At 35.5% G+C, this 25,042-nt stretch carries 22 protein-coding genes, 1 pseudogene and 1 other annotated feature; of the genes and pseudogenes, 14 read left to right on the top strand and 9 right to left on the bottom strand.

What is annotated here, in order from left to right; genetic code table 11:
* Positions 1-72: 72 nt before the first annotated feature.
* On the bottom strand, positions 73-411 hold the full coding sequence (locus tag LJC66_RS12720; protein WP_050691151.1) for a hypothetical protein: 339 nt from the start codon (positions 409-411) through the stop codon (positions 73-75).
* 337 nt (positions 412-748) lie between these two features.
* On the opposite strand from LJC66_RS12720, the gene LJC66_RS12715 reads away from it, so the two are divergent.
* From LJC66_RS12715 to LJC66_RS12690, 6 genes are all read left to right on the top strand, one after another.
* Positions 749-1,867, top strand: coding sequence for a GAF domain-containing sensor histidine kinase (locus LJC66_RS12715; RefSeq protein ID WP_269067594.1), 1,119 nt, complete (start codon positions 749-751; stop codon positions 1,865-1,867).
* Between the two features lie 15 nt (positions 1,868-1,882).
* Positions 1,883-2,521 carry a response regulator gene (locus LJC66_RS12710; RefSeq protein ID WP_050691149.1) on the top strand — a complete coding sequence of 213 codons (639 nt, stop codon included), beginning with the start codon at positions 1,883-1,885 and terminating at the stop codon, positions 2,519-2,521.
* 139 nt (positions 2,522-2,660) lie between these two features.
* Positions 2,661-3,200 carry an NADPH-dependent FMN reductase gene (locus LJC66_RS12705; RefSeq protein ID WP_050691148.1) on the top strand — a complete coding sequence of 180 codons (540 nt, stop codon included), beginning with the start codon at positions 2,661-2,663 and terminating at the stop codon, positions 3,198-3,200.
* A complete protein-coding gene (locus LJC66_RS12700) occupies positions 3,200-4,417 on the top strand; it encodes an MFS transporter (RefSeq protein ID WP_230932688.1) in 1,218 nt (405 codons plus the stop codon). Before LJC66_RS12705 ends, LJC66_RS12700 begins: the two co-directional genes overlap by 1 nt.
* 132 nt (positions 4,418-4,549) lie before the next feature.
* The gene (locus LJC66_RS12695) at positions 4,550-7,756 is read left to right on the top strand and encodes a DEAD/DEAH box helicase (RefSeq protein WP_230932687.1); all 3,207 of its coding nucleotides are present in this window, start codon (positions 4,550-4,552) and stop codon (positions 7,754-7,756) included.
* 17 nt (positions 7,757-7,773) lie between these two features.
* Positions 7,774-8,430 (top strand): MtnX-like HAD-IB family phosphatase, encoded by a 657-nt coding sequence (locus tag LJC66_RS12690; RefSeq protein WP_230932686.1) that lies wholly within the window; start codon positions 7,774-7,776, stop codon positions 8,428-8,430.
* Between the two features lie 11 nt (positions 8,431-8,441).
* On the opposite strand, the gene LJC66_RS12685 is transcribed toward LJC66_RS12690, so the two are convergent.
* Together LJC66_RS12685 and LJC66_RS12680 are read right to left on the bottom strand one after the other, a co-directional pair.
* Positions 8,442-9,536: an acetyl-CoA C-acyltransferase gene (locus LJC66_RS12685; RefSeq protein ID WP_195697051.1), complete on the bottom strand. Its 1,095-nt coding sequence runs from the start codon at positions 9,534-9,536 to the stop codon at positions 8,442-8,444.
* A 14-nt stretch (positions 9,537-9,550) separates the two neighbouring features.
* Positions 9,551-10,108 (bottom strand): biotin transporter BioY, encoded by a 558-nt coding sequence (locus LJC66_RS12680; RefSeq protein WP_230932685.1) that lies wholly within the window; start codon positions 10,106-10,108, stop codon positions 9,551-9,553.
* Between the two features lie 154 nt (positions 10,109-10,262).
* On the opposite strand from LJC66_RS12680, the gene LJC66_RS12675 reads away from it, so the two are divergent.
* The 3 genes and pseudogenes from LJC66_RS12675 to LJC66_RS12665 form a co-directional block, all read left to right on the top strand.
* On the top strand, positions 10,263-11,696 hold the full coding sequence (locus LJC66_RS12675) for a class I adenylate-forming enzyme family protein (RefSeq protein WP_230932684.1): 1,434 nt from the start codon (positions 10,263-10,265) through the stop codon (positions 11,694-11,696).
* Positions 11,683-12,141, top strand: a complete 459-nt coding sequence (locus LJC66_RS12670; RefSeq protein WP_195696945.1) for a GNAT family N-acetyltransferase — start codon at positions 11,683-11,685, stop codon at positions 12,139-12,141. The genes LJC66_RS12675 and LJC66_RS12670 overlap by 14 nt, the downstream gene beginning before the upstream one ends.
* 110 nt (positions 12,142-12,251) lie before the next feature.
* Positions 12,252-12,377, top strand: a pseudogene (locus tag LJC66_RS12665) (IS3 family transposase); the annotation flags it as partial.
* Positions 12,378-12,434: 57 nt separating this feature from the next.
* Here LJC66_RS12665 and LJC66_RS12660 read toward each other — a convergent pair.
* The 4 genes from LJC66_RS12660 to LJC66_RS12645 form a co-directional block, all read right to left on the bottom strand.
* Positions 12,435-13,451: a glycosyltransferase family 2 protein gene (locus LJC66_RS12660; protein WP_230932683.1), complete on the bottom strand. Its 1,017-nt coding sequence runs from the start codon at positions 13,449-13,451 to the stop codon at positions 12,435-12,437.
* A 12-nt stretch (positions 13,452-13,463) separates the two neighbouring features.
* On the bottom strand, positions 13,464-15,155 hold the full coding sequence (locus tag LJC66_RS12655; RefSeq protein ID WP_230932682.1) for a DUF6044 family protein: 1,692 nt from the start codon (positions 15,153-15,155) through the stop codon (positions 13,464-13,466).
* 213 nt (positions 15,156-15,368) lie between these two features.
* On the bottom strand, positions 15,369-15,941 hold the full coding sequence (locus tag LJC66_RS12650; protein ID WP_195696948.1) for a DUF2238 domain-containing protein: 573 nt from the start codon (positions 15,939-15,941) through the stop codon (positions 15,369-15,371).
* Between the two features lie 20 nt (positions 15,942-15,961).
* Complete coding sequence (locus tag LJC66_RS12645) at positions 15,962-16,528, bottom strand: DUF2238 domain-containing protein (RefSeq protein ID WP_195696949.1); 567 nt, start codon at positions 16,526-16,528, stop codon at positions 15,962-15,964.
* A gap of 410 nt (positions 16,529-16,938) precedes the next feature.
* Between LJC66_RS12645 and LJC66_RS12640 the strand changes: the two genes are divergently transcribed.
* Positions 16,939-17,490, top strand: a complete 552-nt coding sequence (locus LJC66_RS12640) for a YhcN/YlaJ family sporulation lipoprotein (RefSeq protein ID WP_195696950.1) — start codon at positions 16,939-16,941, stop codon at positions 17,488-17,490.
* Between the two features lie 75 nt (positions 17,491-17,565).
* Here the strand turns inward: LJC66_RS12640 and LJC66_RS12635 are convergent, their stop codons facing one another.
* Positions 17,566-18,345, bottom strand: coding sequence for an alpha/beta fold hydrolase (locus tag LJC66_RS12635; protein WP_230932681.1), 780 nt, complete (start codon positions 18,343-18,345; stop codon positions 17,566-17,568).
* 455 nt (positions 18,346-18,800) lie between these two features.
* On the opposite strand from LJC66_RS12635, the gene LJC66_RS12630 reads away from it, so the two are divergent.
* The 3 genes from LJC66_RS12630 (at position 18,801) to LJC66_RS12620 (ending at position 20,805) form a co-directional block, all read left to right on the top strand.
* Entirely contained in the window at positions 18,801-19,385 is a 585-nt protein-coding gene (locus LJC66_RS12630) for a YitT family protein (protein WP_195696952.1), read from the top strand.
* Between the two features lie 284 nt (positions 19,386-19,669).
* On the top strand, positions 19,670-19,831 hold the full coding sequence (locus tag LJC66_RS12625) for a hypothetical protein (RefSeq protein WP_230932680.1): 162 nt from the start codon (positions 19,670-19,672) through the stop codon (positions 19,829-19,831).
* 557 nt (positions 19,832-20,388) lie between these two features.
* Complete coding sequence (locus tag LJC66_RS12620; protein ID WP_161515497.1) at positions 20,389-20,805, top strand: DUF7832 domain-containing protein; 417 nt, start codon at positions 20,389-20,391, stop codon at positions 20,803-20,805.
* A 652-nt stretch (positions 20,806-21,457) separates the two neighbouring features.
* Here the strand turns inward: LJC66_RS12620 and LJC66_RS12615 are convergent.
* Positions 21,458-22,027, bottom strand: a complete 570-nt coding sequence (locus LJC66_RS12615) for a hypothetical protein (RefSeq protein ID WP_195696954.1) — start codon at positions 22,025-22,027, stop codon at positions 21,458-21,460.
* A 511-nt stretch (positions 22,028-22,538) separates the two neighbouring features.
* Positions 22,539-22,782: a binding site (T-box leader), on the top strand.
* A gap of 58 nt (positions 22,783-22,840) precedes the next feature.
* Between LJC66_RS12615 and LJC66_RS12610 the strand changes: the two genes are divergently transcribed.
* Positions 22,841-24,409 (top strand): 2-isopropylmalate synthase, encoded by a 1,569-nt coding sequence (locus LJC66_RS12610; RefSeq protein WP_230932679.1) that lies wholly within the window; start codon positions 22,841-22,843, stop codon positions 24,407-24,409.
* The last annotated feature ends 633 nt before the right edge of the window (positions 24,410-25,042 follow it).

Genomic DNA, 25,042 nt, shown 5'->3' with positions numbered 1-25,042 from the left:
GTGGTACAAAAAAGAAACCCTTGTGCTAGGATTTCTTTTTTGCTTTTTATTTGAATCAGCTGTGCGCAACTTTTAGGCACTGATACTTGAAATCGAAGACTCTCTATATTTTTTTATTTTGCATTTTATATATGTAGGCGTTTCGCCGAAAAGATTTGCTACGTGTGTAATAGCTCCATAATACGTTTTAGCATCCATCATTTCTTTATTCACAATATAGTCATACAGGGATGATTCAATATCATCAACAAAAGCTAAAATGTGACGCTTTTCGAATAGGAGTTGATAAAGTTCATTAATTAAGTATGGGCTTTGATCAAATTTGTCTTGCAGCTGCTCTACTCGGTACTTTGTCATAGGCACTTCACACAAGATAATGTATCGTAACTCTTCTAAAAATAATTTATTCATCTTTCTCACATCCCTATTCTGTTAATAATTATATAATAGCACTATGCCTTCATATTTGGAAGCGTTTTCAATGTATTAATTTTAATATTTTTTTTCTTCTCATTTCCTTTCGTTTTTTCTTTTCTTACGTGAATTATCTGTAGTATAGTTCGTTTTACGTAAAGACTCTAGCTAATTGTTAAACTACCTGACATACTTTTTGGAATTTTTATTATTGATGTCAAAAACTCTTACATACCTAAGCGGAAACACCTTAAAAATAACATCCTATGAGCCGGAATCGTCTGTAATTGTGATAAAATAAAAAATGGAAAATACATCATATAGGAGAGAGGCTATGGAAAAAGATCATATTTCAGAGCTTAAGATTTTAAAAGACATTGCCGAGATTTTAAATGAAGGCACTAATTTACATACAATGCTTCACGATGCTCTTTTAAAACTGCTGCAAATAACAGATTTACAAACAGGCTGGATCTTTTTTATTGACGAAAATGGAAAACATGAGATGATTGCCGCTCAGCATTTGCCGCCGGCTTTATTAAATAAAACCGCTCAGCCTATGTGTAACGGAAGCTGCTGGTGTGTTGATCGGTATATGGATGGCCGGCTTCAAAAAGCATCTAATATTATGGAGTGCAAGAGACTTGAAGATTCCGTCATTCATGAGTGGGGAGATACACACGACATTACTCATCACGCAACGGTTCCTTTACAAGCAGGGGATGAGCGCTTTGGATTATTAAATGTAGCTGCCCCTCATAAAATTCATTTTGAACAGCGAGAGCTTGATTTATTAGGATCTGTCGCTCTTCAAATTGGCACGGCTATCAAGCGGATTAAGCTGACTCAATCTCAGCAGGAAGTAAAACTTATTGAAGAAAGAAACAGACTGGCCAAAGATCTTCACGATTCTGTTAATCAGCTGTTATTTTCGATTAATGTCACAGCCAAAGCCGGAAGCAGCTTAGCGACAGATGGGCAGTTAAAAGAGACTTTTTCCTTAATCCAAGAAACCGCTCAGCATGCTCAAGTAGAAATGAAAGCATTAATTTGGCAGCTTCGCCCTCAAGGATTGGAAAACGGCATTGTCAGCGCGTTAAAAAGCTATGGTCAAATGCTAGGTCTTAACGTAAAAGAACAAATTAAAGGAGTGTCCGTTTTGCCTGCTGTGATTGAAGAGACACTGTGGAGAGTCGGACAAGAAGCTTTTAATAATTGTCGAAAGCATGCGGATACGGCAGAGGTACATTTAAACGTAAATATAAGCAAGGAACAAGTAATTATGAAAATTCAAGATAGCGGCAATGGATTTATATATAGCGCTTCAGCAGAATTGCCGACGCTTGGGTTAAAAACCATGCAGGAGCGAATAAACAGATTAAATGGCAATCTATCTGTTACAAGCAGCATAGGAAACGGAACGGTTGTGGAAGTATCTATTCCTCTTTCATAACAGAAAGGAGCGCACATGAAAATAAAGATTCTAATCGCAGATGATCACCACGTTGTCCGAAAAGGACTAGTCTTTTTCTTACAGACGCAGCCCGACTTAGAAATTGTAGGAGAAGCTTCTAACGGAGAGGAAGCTTTAAAGTTAGCGACATCTCTAGAGCCCCATATTGTTTTAATGGATTTATCGATGCCCGTTCTCGACGGAATTGAAGCAACAAAAGAATTAAAAAAACAAGCACCGCATATACAAGTTATGATTTTAACAAGCTTTTCAGATCAAGACCATGTGATACCGGCACTAGAAGCTGGAGCTTCAGGCTATCAGCTAAAAGAAAGTGACCCAGATGAACTTGTAGCCGCTATTCGAAAGCTAATGAACGGAGAAAATCAGCTTCATCCAAAAGTCACCACACACTTGCTAACACGGTTAACCAAAAGCAGCGAAAAGAAAGTCAATTTTATTGACCACTTAACGAAACGAGAAAAAGACGTATTAAAAGAAATTGCAAAAGGTAAAAGCAACAAAGAAATTGGTGCTTCCTTACATATTACAGAAAAAACAGTAAAAACACATGTATCTAATATTTTATCGAAACTCGGTGTTCAAGACCGCACGCAAGCTGCTCTATATGCTGTGCAGCACGGCATTTCCTAACCTACGACTTTAGTTGTAGGTTTTTCTCCGTGCTTCTCCGTCTATATTGGTAGCTTTCTTTCTATCAATAGCATGACGAAAAAAAGTTCAATCATCCCTATACTATACATATAACCAAACGACAGAGGAGTAGATAAGCATGAACATACTTATTATCAATGGAAGTCCTAGAGAAACAGGCCGAACAACACAAGTGACGAGAGAGCTTCACAAAAGCTATCAAAGTTCTTTTTTAGATTTAAGCCAATTATCGCTTCCTATATTCACAGGTGAACCTCATCAATATGAAACAGAAGAAGTACAAGAGCTAATTGAAAAAATAGAAAAAGCGGATGGTATTTTACTTGCGACGCCCGAGTACCACGGAGCTATGAGCGGAGCGTTAAAAAACGCATTTGACTTTTTAAACAGTGCGTATTTTGCGCATAAGCCCGTAGCACTTTTAGCAGTATCAGGAGGAGGAAAAGGAGGCATTAATGCTTTAAATAACCTTAGAACCGTTACACGCGCTTTGTATGCGAATGTTCTATCTAAGCAGCTGGTATTAGACCCTGCAGACATCGTGGAAAAAGGGACTTTACGAAAAAATGCAGCTGACGGAATTCATGAATTAGTTAATGAGCTGACTTTGTATACACAAGTGTCTAAGCAAATTTTAGAAGCTAAGCAAAACGTTTGATGAAGGCGCTTTATAAAGACCGTCGCTTTCAAGCCGTAGTTGCTGCAAATGTTTTATCATCGATCGGTTCTGGTATTACGATGATTGCCATTCCTTTACTGTTAGTTGCATCTCCAGATGGAAATAGACTATTTGGTACGATTATGCTGATTATGACGGTGATTAGCTTTGTGGCTACTCCGTATATTGGTGTTCTTATTGATCGAATGTCACGAAAGAAACTGCTGTTAACCGTAGAATTGATAGGTTTTATCACGGTCATGTTATTTGTAATCGTCGGTTTTGTTACAGACTATTCAACGATTCACTACGTCATTTTGTATGGAACCGGAAACCTTTACTACACCTTTTTTTATCCAACGATTTTTGCGTTAAATCAAGAAATTTTTTCAAAAGATGCGTTTCACTCATTAAACAGTATCATGGAAATACAAGGTCAGCTATCAAGTATGCTTGCAGGAGCTTTGGCGAGTCTAGTCATTACTCGTTGGTCGCTTCAATGGATTTTAACAGTCGATGCAGCTACGTATATAGCTGCATTTCTTTGTCTATTGAGTATTCCATATAAACAAAGCAGGGAACGAAGCGACAAGAAAAAGACTGCTATGAAAGAAGGGGTAACATTTATAAAAGAAAATCGCTCGGTCTCTCTTTTTTTACTGCTTTCTTTTATGCCTTTCATCGCTGTGATGATGACGAACTATTTATTTCCTATTTATCTGACTCAAGAATTAAACGCAAGTCCAGCAGCATATGGGATTGAAAGTGCTGTATATGGTTTCGGGGCGTTAACGGCAGGGGTATTTATCGTATCTATTATGAAAAGAACAGGCACAGAGCTAGCGATTATGCTGAATATAAGCCTTTTTGCACTCGGAATATCTATCATCTTCTTTATGAAGCTTTTACCCATTTATTTTTCTATTGTGTTTCTTCTTGCTTTTGCAAATGCAGGTACAAGAGTAGCTCGAAATACGTTTATGATGCAAAAAATACCAAATATCATCGTGGGAAGAGTCGACAGCTGTTTTCGCTTTATTACGTTAGGAATTCGGATTGTACTGATTTTCTTCTTTACGTACGTTACGGCTAACGATCGTATAGGACTGGCTTTTTTAGGGCTGAGTCTCCTTTTATTATCATCGGCTGGAGCGGGCTGGATACTCTACAAAAGAAAACAGCGAAAACAGTCTGCATTGCTTAAGAGTGTTTTATAATGTCTGTTGCATGTTATAATAGAGGAATTGACAAATAATGTTCAACGTTTATGACGTTGAACATTATTTGTTCTGAATAGAAATTAAACAGCAACAGCATTGACTGTTATGCGATTGGAAGATTGTGAAGCGATGATAAATAAAACATTAAACAAAGAACAATTAAAAGATTCGTACTCAAGCAGAACGTACTATAGAGGACACACGTATTACAAGCAGGGACGTGTGCTTGATTTGGAATACAATGAACAGACCACTACGTGGACAGCATCGGTTCGAGGTGCGGAAATGTATACAGTAATGGTTGAACAAAAAGGAAATTCTTTTTATTCATTCTGCGATTGTCCTGCTTATCACGAGTTTTCAGAATGCAAACACGAAGTAGCTGTTTTATTAACCATTTGCGATGAGCGAGCAAAGCCGCAGCCAATTAAAACAAAGCCTTTTCGCCAAAGCAAAGAATACGAGAATGTAAATCACTTTATCGACTTATTTTCAAGCTATCAGCAAACCATAAGTGACCATAGGAAATATGCCGATAAAGATCCGTTGAAAGTAGAATTTATTTGCAAGTCTTACTCAGAAGAATTTTTACGTTCAGAAGGAATGTACGTAGCGCTTGAAATGAAAGTGGGCGTCGACCGGACGTATGTAGTAAAAAACATTCAAGAATTTTTAACAGACGTTAAAGAATTCCAAACTCACGAATTTACCAAGCGCTTCGAATATGACCCGGCGGAACATTTTTTTATAGAAGAAGATAGAAAAATCATTGAGCTGCTGATGGATATTATGACAAATGAATCATTTTATAAAAATTCTTATTCCATGTATCGTTCGTCTGCAAATAACAGAGAACTAATCATTCCTTCCATCATAGCCAAAGAGTTATTTCAATTGCTCAAAGATCGGAACTTTACATTTATTCATGACGAGCACTCATATGAAAATATTATCTTTGCTGAAAGCTCAGCTCCTTTTTCGTTTCAGTTAAATAAGCACCCGGCAGCTGGATTTGAACTAGACTTTACGGAGCTTCATCAAGCTTCGTTTTTTGATCGATACGGGTGGCTATTTTTAAAGGGGACGTTTTATGAGCTATCTCAAGATCAGCGTATGCTTCTTGAAGGGCTTCGAAAAACGGCGCCTTTGAAGCCAGTCGTACCTATAGCAGAAGAACAGATGGGCAATTTTTTATCTCACGTCGTTCCAGGACTGAAAAAAGTGGGGAAAGTGGATATCGCAAAAGAAGTATCCCATCAGATTATTGCACCTGAACTAAAAGCAAAAGTATTTATTGACCAGGAAGATGAACAGCTGTTTGTGACACTTGGGTACCACTACGGAGAGATTTCAATTAATCCATTTTCACCTCAACCTGAAAAGTACGATAAAATCTTAATACGAGATTTAGAAAAAGAAGACCGCGTGATGGATTTAATTGAAACAGCTCCTTTAAACATTTATAAAAATCAGCTGTATTTAAATCAAGACGAATCATCTTTATATGAATTTTTGTTTCATATTGTTCCAAAGCTTGATGAAATAGCGGATGTGTATATTACGGATGAGATGAAAGATTATGCTTATACGGATTTTTCTGCGCCAGTAACAACGGTTGACATCAAAAACAGCAATGGATTATTAGAAATTAATTTTGATTTAGGAGACATTAATCATCAGACCGTTCAAGATGTTTTAAAATCTGTTTTAGAAAAGAAAAGCTATCATCGTCTAGATAACGGTGCGTTTATTCCTCTTGAAAACGAAGGCTTTGAGCATATTCAAAATCTGTTTCGTGAGCTGAACGTAACCGAGAAAGACTTAAAGGATAACTCATTGCAAGTACCTTTATACAGAGGGATGCAAGTAGAAGAGATTATGAGTGCGGGTGATAAATCAGCGGCTAAGTTCGGCTCAGCATTTAAAAGGTTACTTACACAGCTCAAATCCCCAGAGGAAATGGATTGGGAAGTACCGGAATCCTTGCAAGCATCCCTGCGTGATTATCAGTACAATGGGTTTAAATGGTTTAAATCTCTGGCTCACTACTCTTTAGGAGGCGTGCTGGCTGATGATATGGGGCTTGGAAAAACGCTTCAAAGCATTGCCTATATCTTATCTGAAAAAGAGCTTGATGAAGACAGCAATGCCTTTTTAATTGTTGTGCCGGCTTCCTTGATTTATAACTGGCGCAACGAATTGGAGAAATTTGCACCGAATTTAACGGTTCAAACCATTACAGGAACGCCGAGCGAGCGTGAGGAGAAGCTAAAACGCACAGCTGACGTATGGATTACATCTTACCCAACGCTGCGTCAAGATATCGATTTGTATCAGCATCTTCATTTTCATGCTTTAATTCTAGATGAGGCTCAAAGTATTAAAAATCATACAACGAAGACAGCAGTAGCTGTTAGGACTATTTCAGCTAAAAAACGTTTTGCGCTTAGCGGTACGCCTATTGAAAACTCACTTGATGAGCTTTGGTCAATTTTCCAGACCATTCTTCCTGGCTTATTTCCAGGACTTCGCCAGTTTAAAAACATGTCATCGGAGCAGGTCAGCCGAATTGTAAGACCATTTTTACTGCGACGAGTAAAAAAGGATGTGTTAAAAGAACTGCCTGATAAAATTGAAACAACTCATTTATCTGAGCTGACTAAAGAACAAAAAGAGTTATATGTAGGCTATTTAGAACAATTAAAATCATCTTTAGCCGGTGAAGATTTTAACAAAAACCGAATGAAGATCTTGGCGGGACTAACAAGACTTCGCCAGATTTGCTGTCATCCGTCTTTATTCGTTGAAAATTACGAAGGGGATTCAAGCAAATTAGAGCAGCTGCTTGAGATTACAAGAAATGCGGTTGCCAACGGAAAACGCTTGTTAATCTTCTCTCAGTTTACAAGCATGCTTCACATTATTCGAGAAGAGCTCCAAAAAGAAAATCTCTCATACTTTTATTTAGACGGTCAAACGCCATCAAAAGAACGAGTGGAAATGGCGGATCGGTTTAATAATGGAGAACAAGACATTTTCTTAATTTCATTAAAAGCCGGAGGCACGGGTTTAAATTTAACGGGAGCCGATACGGTTATTTTATATGACTTATGGTGGAACCCGGCGATTGAAGAACAAGCGGCAGGCCGTGCACACCGCATTGGACAAAAAAATGTTGTGCAGGTCATCAAGCTTATTTCTCAAGGAACCATCGAAGAAAAAATTTACGGCTTGCAGCAAAAGAAAAAAGAACTCATCGAACAGGTTATTCAGCCGGGAGAAACAATGCTTTCTAGCTTGACAGAAGAAGAGCTTCGAGAACTGCTTAGTATGTAGCAAAGGACGTGTAAAGAATGAAAAAATGGGCGTTTGTATCAGATTTTGATGGCACAATTTCAAAAAAAGATTTTTACTGGATTGTGATTGAAAAGTATTTTCCAGAAGGTGAAGAACTGTTCCACCGATGGAAAGCAGGAGAAATAAAAGATATTGATTTTTTATCTACTGTTTTTCAATCCATTCACCAAGAAGAACCGAAAATTTTAGAAGAAGTAGCGAATATTCCAATTGATGAATACGTGCCCGATTTTATTAAAGCTGTTCAGGAAAACGGCGGAGATTTTTATATTTTAAGTGCTGGAACAACGTACTATATTAAACCGATTTTAGATAAATACGGTGTTGAAAAAGTGGAAGTTTATTCAAATGAAGGATATTTCCATCAAAACAACGTTCACTTGCGTCTAGACCCTGCTCACAGATGGCATTCAGAACGCTACGGCATTGATAAATCGGCTGTTATTAAAGAACTAAAAGAGACATACGAAACGATTTATTTTGCTGGAGACAGCGAGCCGGATTCGCATCCGGCAAAATATGCAGACGTCACATTTGCAAAAGATTCTTTGCAAGATTTACTGCGCGAACAAAACGTTTCATTTGTTCCAGTTGAGACATTTGAAGATATTGAGCAATATTTAATACAACACAACGTGATAAGAAAAGGATAAAAACAGCGGTATTATTTGATTACTTCAAATAATACCGCTGTTCCTATTCCGCCTCCGCTTCCTAAAGCCGCTATGACATATTGCACGTCACGGCGCTTGCTTTCATAAAAAAGACGCGTAGTTAAAATAGCTCCTGATGCTCCGTACGGGTGTCCTAGCGTCAATGCTCCACCGCGAATATTTACTTTTTCTTCTGATATCCCCAGTTCTTGCATACAAGCAACAACTTTAACGGCAAAGGCTTCATTGATTTCAAATAAGTCAATATCATCTACCGTAAGAGAATTTCGCTTCAAGATATTTTTAATCGCAGAAATGGGTGCAATAGCAGGGTAAAGAGGTGACACTCCTGAAATATCGGCGTCGATAAAACGCAAAACGGGCTGAAAGCCTAAGGCGCGTGCTTTTGTCTCTTCCATCACAAGGGTAACGCAGGCACCGTCGTTAATTCCACAGCTGTTGGCTGCGGTGACGGTGCCTTCTTTTTTCAAAAAGACGGGGCTGGCTTTTTGCAGCAGCTTTGTTAGGTTTCGTTTTTTCATAAATGCTTCATCGTGCATCATGTTTGGAAGAGGAAGCGTTTCTTCTTCAAACAACTTTTTTTCAAAAGCCTCCCAGCTTCTTTCATGACTTAAAAGAGCATATCTGTCCTGCTGATCTTTAGATATATTGTATCGCTGAGCTACGTTTTCTGCTGCAATCCCCATGTCAGGGTCACCAATTTTATCAGGAGAAAAACGTGCTCTTTTTTCAAAAGGAGAAGTACTTGTACTTTCAACGCCTCCAGCTAAATAACACGTTCCAGCGCCTGCTTTTATCAAATAGCTGGCCATTCGAATCGCTTCTAAGCCAGCTCCGCACTGACGATCAATGGTCATTCCCGGGATAGAAAAAGGGAGGTCTGCTTCTAAAGCGGATAGCCTAGCTACGTTTCCTCCTGGACCTACAACATTCCCTAAAATAACGTCATCAATTTCATGTTCAATTCCAGCGCTAAGATGTTTTAATAAAGGAGCCGTTAGCTCTTGAACATGAAAATCTTTCAGTAGACCGTTTTCTTTTCCAATGACCGTACGCTTCGCTTTTACAATTGCTGCTTGATAGATAAGTCATCACTTCCTTACATAGAAGCCGTGTTAGAACGGCCAGGTACCGCTACTGCTTTTCGAACTTTTGTAATTAGATAAGCCGCGACCACTGCTTTTATACAGTCACCTGGAAGGTAAACGAAGCTTAGCTGAAGAGATTTTAGAAATGGAGTGTGAAGCTGTAGTGCCTGTACAGGAATGCCGCATGCATATACCAACCCAATCCCAAATAACACATTTACGGCAAATGCTTTTGCAACCGTTACATTTTTTAATCGTGACAGCGTCCAGCCAATAAAGAAAGCTGCAAACACATAGCCAATGATATACCCAGCACTCGGACTCAAAAATACCCCGATTCCTCCGCGTCCTCCAGCAAGTAAAGGAACGCCAGCTGCTAGCAAACATAAAAAAAGAAATTGACTTAAAGCTCCTAACCTAGCTCCAAGGATTCCCCCCGATAGCATGACACCCATAGGCTGAAGAGTAATTGGAACGGGTGTAAAAGATAAAAAAATAGGAGGGACGAGTCCTAGAGCTCCCATTATAGCCGTGAATAATGCAACGTACGTCATATCTTTTGTTTTCATCGTAAACCTCCGCTATGTATGATAAAACATGACTATCGTATCTTATTAAACTTAAATTAGTCAACTCAATTTTTATTAAAGTTTACATTTTTATTTTCTCAAACCCGTATTTACGGTACACTAAAAGTAAAAGAAAAAGGGAGTTTAAGCAGTAATGAAACGAATTGAAGAACTAATTTTTTATCAGTGTCAACAAACGCCTGGAAAACTGGCACTATCGGATTCTGTTAATAAACTAAGCTACGGTCAAATGTGGGATCATGTATGCAAAGCCGAAAATCAGCTGAAAGAAAAAGGGATGGAAAAAGGAGAGGTCGTTGCGTTAAGTATGCCAAACAATGCAGAAGCTGTTGTGTCATTTTTAGCGATTTTAAAAGCGGGTGGAATTGTGATGCTTTTACATAATGAGCTAACAGAGGCTGAAGTAGATACCTATTTTTCTATTCAATCCCCGAATTGGCTATGGAAAACATTTTCTTTAACTAACATAACAAAAGAAAAACCAATCCTGCCCGTACGGCGAGTGAATGCACTATCCGATTTATTTTTATTTGGATTTACCTCTGGGTCAACAGGGAGACCAAAAGGGTTTGTAAAATCGCATTATTCTTGGTCTTCATCATTTCAAGAGTGGTCAGATATATTTTCTTTAGAGCAACACCACAAAGTGCTTGTTCCTTTACATATCTCGTATTCTGCCCAGCTTTACCCAGTTTTGCATGCGCTTTGCAGCGGTATGCACGCTATCATGCTAGAAGCGTTTACACCTTCGGCTGTTTTTAACAAGGAAGCTAGCTGTATGTCTATTACACCTGCATTAATTTCTCCGTTGCTTCGTTATGTACAAAGCAGACCAAAAGAAAAACGACTTCTGCCAAAAACCGTGATTTCAGTAGGCAATAAATTATCTCCTTCCGTTCGAAAGAAATTTTCACAAGCATTTCCTAATGCCTATCTGTATGAATATTACGGATCTTCCGAAATGGGATTTGTTACGGTGCTTTCACCACATACAGCTAAAACGATGCCTCATACAGTAGGCTATCCTGTTAACAGCGTAGACGTTTTAATCCTGACCGAGCGTGGAAAAGCAGTAGAAAAAGGAGACAAAGGAACACTATTCGTGAAAACAAATCAAGCATTTGAAGGGTTTGTTAATGACAGCGAAGAAACGAACCGCTCATTTTTTAATGGATATGTTACGTCGCATGATATTGCGGTTCAGCTTCAAGACGGAAGCATTACCATCGTAGGAAGAGACAAAAATGTAATCAAAAGCAGCGGAAGCTTAGTGTATGCCGAAGAAATTGAAGAGCTGCTTTTACAAATACCGGGCGTTAGCGAAGCAGCCGTTTTTAGCGTATCGGATGCTGAACGTTCAGAAGTAGTAGGTGCAGCAATTGTTTTAGAGAACATTGCTCTTTCTGATGTGAGACAAGCGCTGACACAACGAGTATCCCCTTATAAAATCCCGCGCGTATGGAGAGTTTTAACGTCCTTTCCGCGAATGAAAAATGGTAAAATTGATAAAGCAACGATATACAGCTACTTTACAGGGAAAGAAGGGAAGACATATGATCTCATTTGAACCTATTACAGCTGACACGATGTATATTGTGTCAGAGATTATCAATTCAAACGAAGCTTATAACGTGTTAGAAAACGGTAAAAAAGAGCGGAGTGAAGAAGAGCTTTTTAAAGAATATACGAATGAAAAAACGGACAGTTACTTTATAAAAGCCGACGATACATACGTAGGGGTTATTGATTACATGAAACAAAACCCAAATGATGACCGTCCATGGATTGGGGCTTTTATCATTCATAGTGCCTACCACAATTTTAGTTTCGGAACGCAGGCGTATCTAGCGTTTGAAGACAAGCTAAAAGAAGAAGGAGTTTCCGTTCTTCGCCTTGGCGTTCTGTCTCAAAATCCTAGAGCCAAGCTGTTTTGGGAACGCCTTGGTTTTACACATTATGCCACTAAGCCGCTGCATCATAATCAAGTTAACTGTTTGGAAAAAGAGCTGTAAGAAAATCCCTGGATTATGGGACTGACCCCATAGAGTGAGACAAATAAAAAACACCTTTAAGTTAAAAACCGGTATGTAGTACCTAACAATAACTTGGAGGTGTCTTTTCTATGGGAACAAAAGTGAGCTATCCAGTAGAAGTGAAATTAAAAGCAATTGAAATGAGATTGGCAGGAATCCCCGTCAAAGAAGTGATGGAAACGTTACAGATTCGTAATCGTACACAGCTTAAAACAAAGAAAGAAGTGGATTGGGTATATATAATCTGTACACTTTATTACAGAACAGCTGATTTAGTTGAACTCTTCTTTAGTTAATAAACTTTCTTCTGCGCACGTTGACACCCCTAATCTTTCTGTATATAGGTCAATATCAATCGCATACGGAGGCCTCTTTTTTACTTCTATAAATATCTTTCCAATATATTCTCCTATTACTCCAATACTTATTAACTGTATGGCACCTAACAACCAAATAGAGATCATTAGAGAGGTCCACCCTATACTTGTATTGCCTAATACCTTTTGAATAAACGCATAACAGCCTGTCATCACACTTATAAAAAATAATAAACACCCTAAAAGAGTAAAGGCTCGGATTGGAACCACACTAAATGAGGTAAGACCATTAAAGGCAAAAGAGATCATCTTTTTCAGAGGATATTTGGTTTCACCGGCTAAACGTTTTTTTCGACTATATGTTACGTTTGAGGAGTTAAATCCAATCAAAGGAACAATTCCTCTTAAAAACAAATCTGCTTCTTTATAACGCGAAAGTTCTTCAATCGCTCGCTTGCTCATTAACCGATAATCTGCATGGTTGTAAATAAGGTTGATATTCAACTTTTGCATAAGACGATAAAAACATAAAGCAGTATTTCGTTTAAAGAAAGTATCTGTTTCTCTGCTATCGCGTACACCATATACAATTTCATCTCCCTCATGATACTTTAAGAGGAAACTTCGAATAACAGAAACGTCATCTTGTAGGTCGGCATCAATGGAAATGACACAGTCCGATTTAGATTTAGCTTTTTCTAGTCCGGCAAGAAGAGCTTTCTGATGCCCTACATTGCATGATAGCTTTAGTCCCGTTACATAGCTATTAATAGTACTTTCCATCGCAATTAATGACCATGTCCGATCTTTACTACCGTCATCTACAAATAATATCTTACTGCTAGCTGAAATTAACTCTTCTTTTCTTAAATCATCTAAAACAGAGGATAGTTGAGTAATGGTGTCTTTTAATACTTCTTGTTCGTTGTAACATGGAACCACTATTGTTAGTAAGGGCCGCATTGACTTCAATTTTTATACCTCCTACATTACTTGATACAAGTAAATCTTCCATGCAGATTCTTTATGATTAAATTCCTTCAAGAGCGAAAGGTTATTATCTTTCGCGTTCAAAATAGGGACCGATGAAAAGATATATCGACCACCCATTTTTTTAAATTGATTCGTGTTTAACTGTAGATGATGTATCTCTTTTTTCTGGTCTTTTCTGAACTCATATGTTTTACCAAGTTCATCAACGAAGAGGTAACAACGGCTTCCCCATTCATCGTAATATTTTCTTAACTGCTTATTTTTGTCTAACTCTTTGGCTATTATCTTTCGAAATTTATACTTATATTCAAGGGGATATACATTGTTATAAGTATCTAGGGTATAAAACCCATTGTATTGTGAAATAGCTGGGTGAATTCCAATACTTGCTACTCGGTACGAATCTTGAGAATCCCCTATATATTCCTTTATATCGTTGAACTGTTTTGTAGCATAAAACTCCCTAAAAGAAGGAGAGTGAAAGTAATGGCCATAAAGAAGTTCTTCATTAAACAGGAGAAGTGTTATGATTTGACTTATAATTGCTAAAGTAGCTATTTGCCTCCAAAACTTTCCTAATGACCATAGAACGTAACAGGCTAAGCTGAAACTAAGGTAAATAACAATAATTCGTAAGAAATGAAACCTCGCAAAGTTAAATGTATTTAAAAAGCTGATCTTTTCTTTGAGAGGGATCCATAAATTATTAAACCAAAAAGCGTACCATATCGATAAAGCAAAATTTAAAAGAAATAAAAAAATGAATATTTTGTTATATTTTATCTTCCTCTTAAAAGCTAATAGAATAAGGGTCAAAAATAATATTGGGAGAATAACATGCGTATGAACAGTCATAACATGTGTATGCCCTATAAGAAAGTTTTTAAGGGAAAGGCGCATAGAGTGCCAAAAATCATGTCGTGAAGATATAAATTCCATCCTATGATTTGGCTGTTCTGAGATAATCATTGAATAGACAAGGCGATACTCAATTAAAAGGTAAAGGGATGTCATAAAAATAAGGCTAAATAGAAATGGCCAATTCCACTTTCTCTTTCTAATTAAGTCATAAATCCATAAAAAAGAAATCGCTACTAAAAAGAAGAAAAAGCCAAGTACAAAGCTTGAATAAAAGGGTAGAAGGAAAAGAACCACCCATTCCTTCCATGAAAAATCTCCAGAACGAATATTCAAAAATGCCCATAAAGCAAGAGGGTAGCCTAATGTACTTAACATGCCTGAAGGCCAAAATGGAGTAAGTGCAAATGCAAGTGAAACACCAATACGAACAAAGTGGGCATCTTCGTGTTTAATAAAGTGCTTCTTCAATAGTAAATACATTCCACAAAAAGCAACTAACCGAGTAATCGTCTGGCTTAAAGCGTAAGCAGTCATGGAAGGAAAGAGAGCATGAAGCCAAACAATTCCACTGAATGCCGTCCCGAACGCATCACGCGGTAATCCATTAATAACCTGGGGGATCGTAGAGTGAAGGCCCCCAAATATCTGACCACTTTCAGCCAGCACCTTATACCAGGCAATATTAGAATCTAAATTATCATGAACACGTATGTGAGCATTTTCTCCTAATACATACATAGGAAGAAAATAAAGAAAAAGTAGTACAAGTGCAATAATGATATAAATTTTCTCTTTTCTCTTTCCTGTTGTAGACACTGACATCTATTACACATCCATTGTATTATTTTTAAAGCGTATTGATTCTTTTTGGAGATTCTACTCATCCAAAATATCTGTTTGTTACTATTCCCATCCTTATAACGAAAATGTATGTTAGAGAAAGATTTTGAAATCATTATGAGACCATATGAATAAAACTCCTTAATCCTTAAGGAGTTTTACCATATGCATAGAATATTTGACGTTTAGTTAACTTCAATTAGACCTTTTTATCTTTGTGCGCCACCCTGCCCATGCTCCTATAAGAAGGCCTCCTAAAGTATCGGCAATTAAATCAATCATCGTATCTTTATTTCCACCACCCTGTAAAGTCATTCCGAAAAGTTGATCTGAGCTAAATTCGTATATTTCCCAAATGACGCCTCCAAGTGCAGCAAACGAAAAGGTAAATAGAAAAACAAACCATGCTGATATATACTCTCCTGCACTTCGATGTATCAATCGTTCATATAAAGCGATCCCCACAAAAGCAAGGATAGCCCCACTTATTAAGTGTAAAAATGTATCCCACCATCCTAATCCATACCAACCTACAATTGAACCCAGGTACTGTGAGCAAAATAAAAAAACTAAGTAGGAAATGATGATAGGCAAGTTAAATTTAAGCTTAGTAAAAAAAGCTAACAAAAGGGGGATTAATCCGCATGCAAAACCACCTATTGAAACCATGGTCTTAAAGGATTCATTACTCACATAGTAAAATGCTGCCAAGCACCCCATAAAAATAACGTAAATCAAACTAAACAATATAACAAGCTTACGTTTCATTTCAACACCTCCTATATTATTTATAGTTTTTCTCGTCGTTTCATAGAATAAATAGCAGTTAAAAGAGCTGATGTCATACCTAAGATCATGTCATACATAGTATCTGTATTTCCTCCTGATTGCATAGTGTGAGTAAAAGTCAAATCACCTAAAAACTCATAAACTTCCCACAAAACTGTAGCATTCACGGAGATTGAAAGTACAAATAAGAAAATGGCCCATCTAGAAATTTCAGCTTGTATACGAGTAGCTATAAGTCGCTTATAAAGAGAAATTCCTACAAATCCCATGAAGATTCCTTTGTGAAAATGTAGAACAGCATCCCACCATTTAAAGCGATTATAAAAATCTTCAATTGACCCTAAAAACAGGGTGCAAAAAAGAAAAACATAATATCCCACTATAAGAGAAATTGGGAAGGGATTAACCTTCATAAACAATAACAAGATTGGTAATGCGCTTACTATCACACCTCCCAATGCTACCTGCCAACGAGAGGAATCTCCTTTAATTAGATAAAAAAAGAGTAAAAAAAGCATAAATGCAATAAAAGCTATACTAAGAATTAAGATTATTTTTGATTTCAAGTTTTCACCCCATTTGTCAAAAAGGTTCTTCTTCGAGTAAGCACCATATAGCTAGTTCTTAAGATCCAAGGAATCCAATTTTCTCTATATTTTTTGATAAATAATAAATGCATATACTCTTATTAAAAGAATTTTAAAAATTGTATTGGAATGGATGGAGAATAAAACAGCATTCTTTACGTCAAAAGGGAAAATAACAGCTTAAAAAATAAAAAACTCCCTTCGATTGGAAGGGAATTTTTCTGCTACATTTATTTGATTAAAGGACTGATGCCTCACGGCGTCCTGAGTAGTTTGCTCTGTATACAAAAGTTTATTACTCCTTGAATTTTCAAGGTATTTCCTGTAATTATTTAAAAAACAATGTAAACCTTAATACGTGTATTACTATTAGAAGGAGTGAAAAAAGAATGAAGACAAAAAAGTATGTACTGGGACTCTTATCAGCTATTTTATCAGTAGGATTTCTTTTTGGTTGTAATGATAAAAAAGATGAAGCTGAGCCTGATCCAACTGAAGAACCGTCTGAACAAAAAGCTCAAAATAATCGTGATAACAATGATCTACGAGACGTGGGATTTCAACCCGACGGTGTTCAAAATAATAATGTAGATAATAATAATCAGACACGATTAGAGGTAGCTGATAAAGCTGCGGAGCGTATTGCTAAATTAAATGAAGTAGACACTGCAAATGTGATTGTTACAAACCGAAATGCATACGTGGCTGTTGTTTTAAAGAATGAAGCAAACAATGAAGTAACCGATCGTTTAAAAAAGAAAATTTCAGATCAAGTTAAAGCTACAGATAAAGATACTCGAAATGTGTATGTGTCATCCGATCCTGATTTTGTAAATCGTATGGAAGAGTACGGAAACCGAATTAATGAAGATGCGACAAGAAATGGCTTATTTGAAGATTTTACTGAAACTGTTAAAAGAGTCTTCCCTAACAATCGTTAAATAAAAATGATGCGATATAACAAAGCAATTTTTTATGTTTTAAAAAGAGAGGCCTCCTTATAGATTAAGGAGGTTTCATATATTATAACTGGATTTATTTAAGACAAATCCTGTAATTAGCTCATTAAATTGAACCCACTTTTTTGTAGGCAGTTGATGACCCTGTTGTGGCAAAACGAAGAATTCAGCATGCTTACATTTATTTTTATATTCTTTCATATAATGGGTAGTCCAATCCTTTTTCCCACCATATATACACAACAAAGGCATAGTTAAGTGATGAAGTTTGTCTAAACAGTTATAGTGTAATGAATGATTATAATACTGATACCATGATTCTTGATCTGCTTTTTTCATATAACTAACTAGGCTCTTTCTTAGTGTCTTGTCCCGAGTATGACTTATAGAAAGGCTTTTTATTAATATATTTAGGTGTTCTTTCACCATATACATTCCTATTTTATGTAATAGTTGTCCAGGTATATCTCTTACTATAGGGTAAGTTCCTGAGAAAACTAATAATTCGATTCTATCGGGATGATAAATAGCCAGCTCTTGAGCAATTAGACAGCCAGCAGAATAACCACATATAATAGCCTTGTCTAAATGCAGCGCATCCATAAAACACAATACTTCGTTTGCATAGAAGGAAATTGATACAGTTTGTTCAGCTTTAGGACTTCGTCCATGACCACTTAAATCTGGAAAGATGACTCTCATATGTTTGGATAAATCGTATTGATAATGGAAGACTTTATTTCCCATGCCAGGTGGATGAATAAAGATGACTGGCATACCCTGTCCACGCTCTTCATAATACAAGTATTTATTCGTGTCTATTTCAATAAAAGGCATGATTATTTCTCACTCCAAAATCCATTAATAATTACTTTTTAGTTAAGGTTAATCTAGTTTATGAAAATCAAGATCGTTTTTCATCTTACGTTTAACTCCATATAATTAACTATTTGTTCTGTATTGTTTAAAATCAAAGATCCTTTTTATTATTTATTATGAGGTTATTATAGTGAGACTATACAGACTAAAAAGGAGGAGATTTTAGAATTGTTAATAGGATTTCTGATAATGCTGATTATGTGAACTAAACATGTATACAATACACAGCTTAAAAAGCAGAAAAACTCCCATCGGTTGGAAGGGAGTTTTTCTACTTTTTAGGAGTTTGCTATAGTATTATGATTTGTCCATCTTGAGTAGTTTGCTTAAAAGATAAACTTTTATTCATTTACATAAAAAGAAAAAACATTCATGACAGGGAGCTAAAGCTTATACATATAGTAAGAGATAAATTGATTAAAAAGGTGATTATTATGTTTCAAAAAATACCGGTTGTTCTTGTCGGAAGCTTATTGTTAAGTATAGGAATTAATGGATTTTTAGTTCCTCATTATTTGTTAGATGGAGGAACAATTGGAATTGCTCTTATCCTTCACTATTATTTTGAATTTCCTACAGGTGTAACGATGATTATTTTGGGCTTACCATTATGTTGGTTTGCTTGGGTCTATGAAAGAACTTATTTTTATAATAGTTTTTATGGATTACTTATTTCTTCTTTATTGATTGATTGGCTAGAGCCTCTTAAAGACCAGTTTCAACTTTCTGTTTTTCCTAGTGTAATCTTTGGAGGAATATGTATTGGGACGGGAGTTGGTCTTATGCTTCGATACGAGACAAGTACTGGAGGAACAGATTTACTAGCACAACTTATATCAAAAGCTTTTTCCTTAAACATTGGGATGGTTATTTTAATTATAGATGGTTTTATCATAACAGCAGCTCTTCCTTTATTAGGACCTAAAACGTTTCTTTTTTCATGTTCGACAATTTTTATAGGTGGAATGACGACTTCGTTAATTACAAAAAAGGAATAATTCGGATTATAAAGTTAGTATTTTCTATCCTCCGTTTTTTGCCCCTCCCTTTCTACAACCTTCAATCGCTTTATAAGTTCATGTTGACTATTTTGACTTATAAACCTAAAATCCTTCTAAAAATGGCCTTCTTTTAGAGTGATCTAAAATACATAAACCTTTTCGTGAAAATTAAGGAATGCTGCTATGACATTTGTTTGATTATAAATTGAATACCATATCTCTTTCTAAATCATACTATATAAGTACATTTGTATTTATATGAAAATCAGGAGGGTCTATTAATGAGCAATGGTAATACACCGGCAATTGGATTCATTTACAACGGTGAATTTTACGAGATACTTATAAATAAGAAGTCCACAACATTTAAGGAAAACATTAGCCCCCAGGAATCTAGATTACCTACGAAGTTAAACTTTCCTGGTGAAGACGAAAAAAAATAATTTTTGTTTCCTATAATTCCACCGGAAATGGTCAGACACCAATAATACTTGAGAAATCTAATCAATTACCAGAAAACGCTATAAAAATGCTATTAGAATACAGTATTGATTCATCTAGACCTTTCTTATAAAGGAGACTTAACGTGGAATCTATTTTCAAAAAAATATAGCATAATTCTTCATAAGGACTATTTTTATAGGAACTAACATATTATATAATGCAGACTTTTTATGCATTCACCTTCCACTGGGGTATCGAGAAAACGTAGTCATATCAAGGGTGTATAAAAAGCTGCATGAACGAGAAAATATCCTCATCGAGAACCCTTACTGCCACAAGGGTTCTTTTGCTTTCTTGCTTCCTTCCTTGAAGAGTGATTATGTTAAGTATATCCATTTAAATTTCATCGGTATATAATATCTTCAAGAGTTTATTAGATTGGAGAAATAGATTGCATAAACTGAAAAGCATATTACTAATGATATTTGTTTTTTTAATTTTTCAGGGGAATGAAGAACCAAGTCTAGCAGAGGAAGATAAAGAAGAAGGAGAATATATGACAATGGCTTATGATAAAGCAGAATGGCATTATGAAGGTGATTTTCCAGAAGGATTGGATGAAGATCAAGGATTTGTACATACAGGAATGTATTTAGGTTGGGTTATAGATAACAACTTGTATAGCAAGGAGTTTAAAGAAGTGTCTTCTAATGAAATAACAAAGTTTAAACAAAGTCAGTTATCAGGAACGGAAATATATATGAATTGGGATGGCGTACTAGCTAGTGACATGTTAAGTAAAGAAGGAAATGATTTTACAAAAGATTATTATGATTCAGGAACATATTTCGAAGACTATGCAGACCTATTTCCTGATGTTAGCTCTGTTTATGAAGTAAATGATACATTGGATAACTATAATATCGTAAAAAATAAGCTTAATGAACGTTTTAAAGAATGGAAAAGCGAGTAGTTTTATAAGTTTTAAAACCCTAAAAAATTTACTTTCTTAGGGCTTTTTATTTCTGATAAATGGTTTTATGTTAACTAATGTTGTATATGATATACACCTTTAAAAAACAAAAAAAACCTACTGATCATCTCTGCAGCAGGTTTCTTTGTAACGCAATCTTATTTTTGATGAGTCCGTTCATCTTGAGTAGTTTGCTTAAATTATCAATAACTTATGTATTAAAAAGAAAAAACTACTGAACAGGGATCAGTAGTTTTCTCATGAAGCATCTTGTGAACTCAAGAAGTAGTGATGATTTCCAAATAGAAGCTTCACAGCGTCTTAAATAGTTTGTTCAAAGGTTGCCAGAGATATGCAACCTTTACACAGCAAATATGTTTTGAAAATATTTTTTATATTAACTATAAAGTAAAAAAGCTACCTTTGGTGCGGTGGGTTGATCAATATGGACTAGAAAAAGTAAAAGCCATTGAACTGAGAATAGCCGGTGTAGCTGTAAAAGAAGTATTATTGCAACTAAACAACTAATTACCTCTACAATACAGAAAATTGGTTATTTAAAAAGTGTTTTGATCCCTGTCTCAAAAACAGGGGTCAGCACTAAGAAGATACAAGCTTTTCCCTAATTTGTTGTTTAAGTAGAGATAAGTACTTACTTTAAACTTAAGGTTACTTCTTCATTTAGATATGGAGACGTAAAAGTTACTGTTTTTTCATTTTTCCATTGGGCATTGTCAGCTCCTAGAATATTTAAATCTCTCATATTCGTACCTCGTGTTATAACATGAATAGGTTTCTGGTTGAGTCGTTTTTTTACCAACGGAAATCCCGTTTGTTTATAAAAGTCATAGTAATGATTAGTTTCCCCTAGACTCCAATTAGAATATCCAATAACGAGTTTTTGTGTATTATTAGGGGAACTTAGATCGTAATAGTCAACTTTATTAGTATAAAAGAACGCTAGCCATCCAACGATTGCTATAGGTATAAGAAAGAATGGGGAAATTACACCCCAAAGAACTTTAAATGCTTTTGTTCTGATAACGCTTATAAGGGCTATGTATAAATAGACGAAATGTATTACGAACACACAAAAATATATTGAAACACTTGTGGAAAGAACATATAAGTTATTCAGTGCTAAAAGATAAAAAAGTATATCTATAGCAAGTAAAGCAATAACTAAAACTTTTAATATACTTTTTTTATTTTTATATTTCATTAACTACAAATTCTCCTCATTCGATATACTAATCATCTTTATCGATAGAATTTAATTTTCGTTGTTAGATACATGTATAAATTGTTTTCTTTAATGAAAGAGATAATATATCAATTATATCTTCTATTGTGATAATTTTATTAAGATTTCTAATCATAAAAGATATACCTTTTATTCCTATATTAATTAATAATTTATTATATTAAATCCATGTATAGTTACAAATTATAAGTTTTCAAAACCTATATGTAAATAGCATAACTAACTTATAAAAATATATGTTTTATTATTTACACTAAGTGACGACAAATAGAACCTTTTCTACAAGGTATGTAATAGACAAAATTATTTTTAAGTAAATAATTTAAACACTACTCAAAGGTAGTAGATGTTTATGTGCAAACTAATGATTTAAGGAATAGTTATTTTTATATTAAGAATTATTTTTTTATTCAAAAAACTATGTTGACAAAATGAGTAGATAGATATAATATTGCATGTAATCAAATAATAATAAGCAAAGATTGGAAATAGTAGAAGGATATATAAACTTGTCAGAGAGCCGATGGTTGGTGAGAATCGGTAGTTATTGCCTTTGAACTCATCCAAGAGCTACTCCCTGAATATTATAAGTAGGGGATGTCGGTTTTCTACCGTTATGAAGATAGGTGGTGATAGCTGCCGAAAATGAGTGGGTTAATTATGTAATGATTGATCAATTAGAGTGGTACCGCGAGCAACGCCTCGTCTCTATGTTTTTATAGAGACGGGGCTTTTTTTTATACATTAATATGACAAAGGAGTGTTTCTGAAATGACGAGAAAAATTTGGATGTTTGATACGACTTTAAGAGATGGCGAGCAAGTTCCGGGGGCTAAGCTGAACCTGTATGAAAAACTAGAAGTAGCACAGCAACTAAAGAAGCTGAAAGTCGATATTATCGAAGCTGGTTTTCCTTCATCTTCAGCTGGTGATTTTAATGCTGTGAAAGAAATTGCTATGAAAATAGGAAATACAGACGAAACGATCATTACAGCGTTAGCAAGAGCAGTAAAGACTGATATTGATGCTGTTTATAATAGTGTGAAATATGCTGAAAAACCGTTAATCCATATAGTGTTAGGCGCTTCAGACATTCATGTAGAAAAGAAGTTTGGAAAATCGAAAAGTCAAATCTTAGATCTTGGTGTTGGTGCAGTAAAATATGCCAAAACATTTCTACCAAATGTACAATATTCAACGGAGGATGCGTCTCGCTCCGATTTCGAATATTTATGGGCAACGATCGAAGCTGTTGTAAAGGCGGGGGCTACCATTATTAATGTGCCCGATACAGTTGGCTATGCCGAGCCGGAAGAGTTTGGTGAACTAATCTTTAAAATAAATGATCGCTTGAAAAATTTGAATGATAAAGTGCTTTTAAGTGTCCATTGTCATAATGATCTTGGTATGGCGACTGCGAATACGTTAGCTGCAATTAAAAATGGGGCAGATAAAGTTGAGTGTACGATAAATGGCATTGGTGAACGTGCAGGCAATGCTGCACTAGAAGAGGTCGTGATGGCAATTAATACACGCTCATCAGTTTATAATGCGTACACAAATATTAATACAAAAGAAATCATGAATACATCTAGATTGGTAAGTAGTTTAATGGGACTTGATGTACAAGTAAATAAAGCCATTACGGGTGATAATGCTTTTGCTCATTCTTCAGGTATACACCAAGACGGCTTATTAAAAGCAAGAGATGCTTACGAAATCATTAGCCCGATTGAAGTTGGTTTAGATGATATGGAACTTGTTTTAACCGCCCGTTCTGGACGTCATGCGGTGAGAAATGCTCTTGAATCATTAGGCTTTAATGAGATGACTAACATGCAATTTGAAGGGATATTTGAAGCTTTCCTTGCATTGGCAGATGCAAAAAAAGAAGTATATAATCATGACTTATATGTCATCGTTGAGAATTATTATGCGAAAAATGATATTCATAATCAGGATATAATGCACTATAGTAATCATTTTTATGAACTAATCGACTTGCAAGTGATTAGTAATACAAATTTCCCGTCTGCAAGTGTGAAGATTAAAAAGGGTGATCAAATATTGAAAAGTAGTGCAGTCGGTTCTGGCCCGATTGATGCCTTGTATTCAGCTATTACAGAAATTAGTGATTTAGATATTAAATTGATCGAATATAATATTAGCAGTGTATCAAGAGGTAAGGAAGCATTAGGGAAAGTGAAGATTCAAGTGGAATATAGAGGAGAAAAGTATGTTGCCAAAGCAACAGATACGGATGTTATGAAAGCAAGTGCATTTGCTTATATCAATGCTGTAAACAGTATTGTGGTTGACACGTTGCTTCCGATTGAATAAATAAAAGGCAATATTTAACGGAATGTACTTAGTTTGTTAAGGTATGGACTTGTCAATATTTACTGGATACTAAGTTAGGCTACTATAACGAATGAAAAGAAACATGAATACAAAGAAAACCTTAGGAATCTATAGATTTCTAAGGTTTTTGTATTCCGGGAACCTGAATTATTTTAACTAAAATTGAATATGACACATCGTCTATAAAGGTAAATTACTTTTTGTTCGTCCAAAAAGGTCTAATTTATTAACTAAATAGACCTTATATCATTTGAAACTACATAGTCTAAAAAGGTGTACCTTTCTGAACCATCTATATTAAAAAGCCTTTGTGAATTACACAGACTTTTTATTTCCGATAAAAATGTTTTATGTTAATCAAATTGATGATTATTGATTATTTAAGAAAATAATTATTTTCTTAAATTTTTTCCTTTTATATTATAAAAAAACTTAAAATGATTGTACACTTTTTTACTATGTATACGTTATAACACGGAAAAAAAGATTTAACACACTATATATTATTAAAGTTTCACTGTTTACACTTGCTGACGATAAATGCTTTATTTTTTACAACTTATATCAATCATGTAACTATTTTTAAAAGAAGGCAGGGCGGATGCGCGAGTA

The organism is Priestia sp. TSO9 (assembly GCF_021029645.1).
Taxonomy (GTDB): Bacteria; Bacillota; Bacilli; order Bacillales; family Bacillaceae_H; genus Priestia; species Priestia megaterium_E.
Note: the sequence above shows the minus strand (reverse complement) of the source record. Positions and strands in the feature narration are given on the sequence as shown.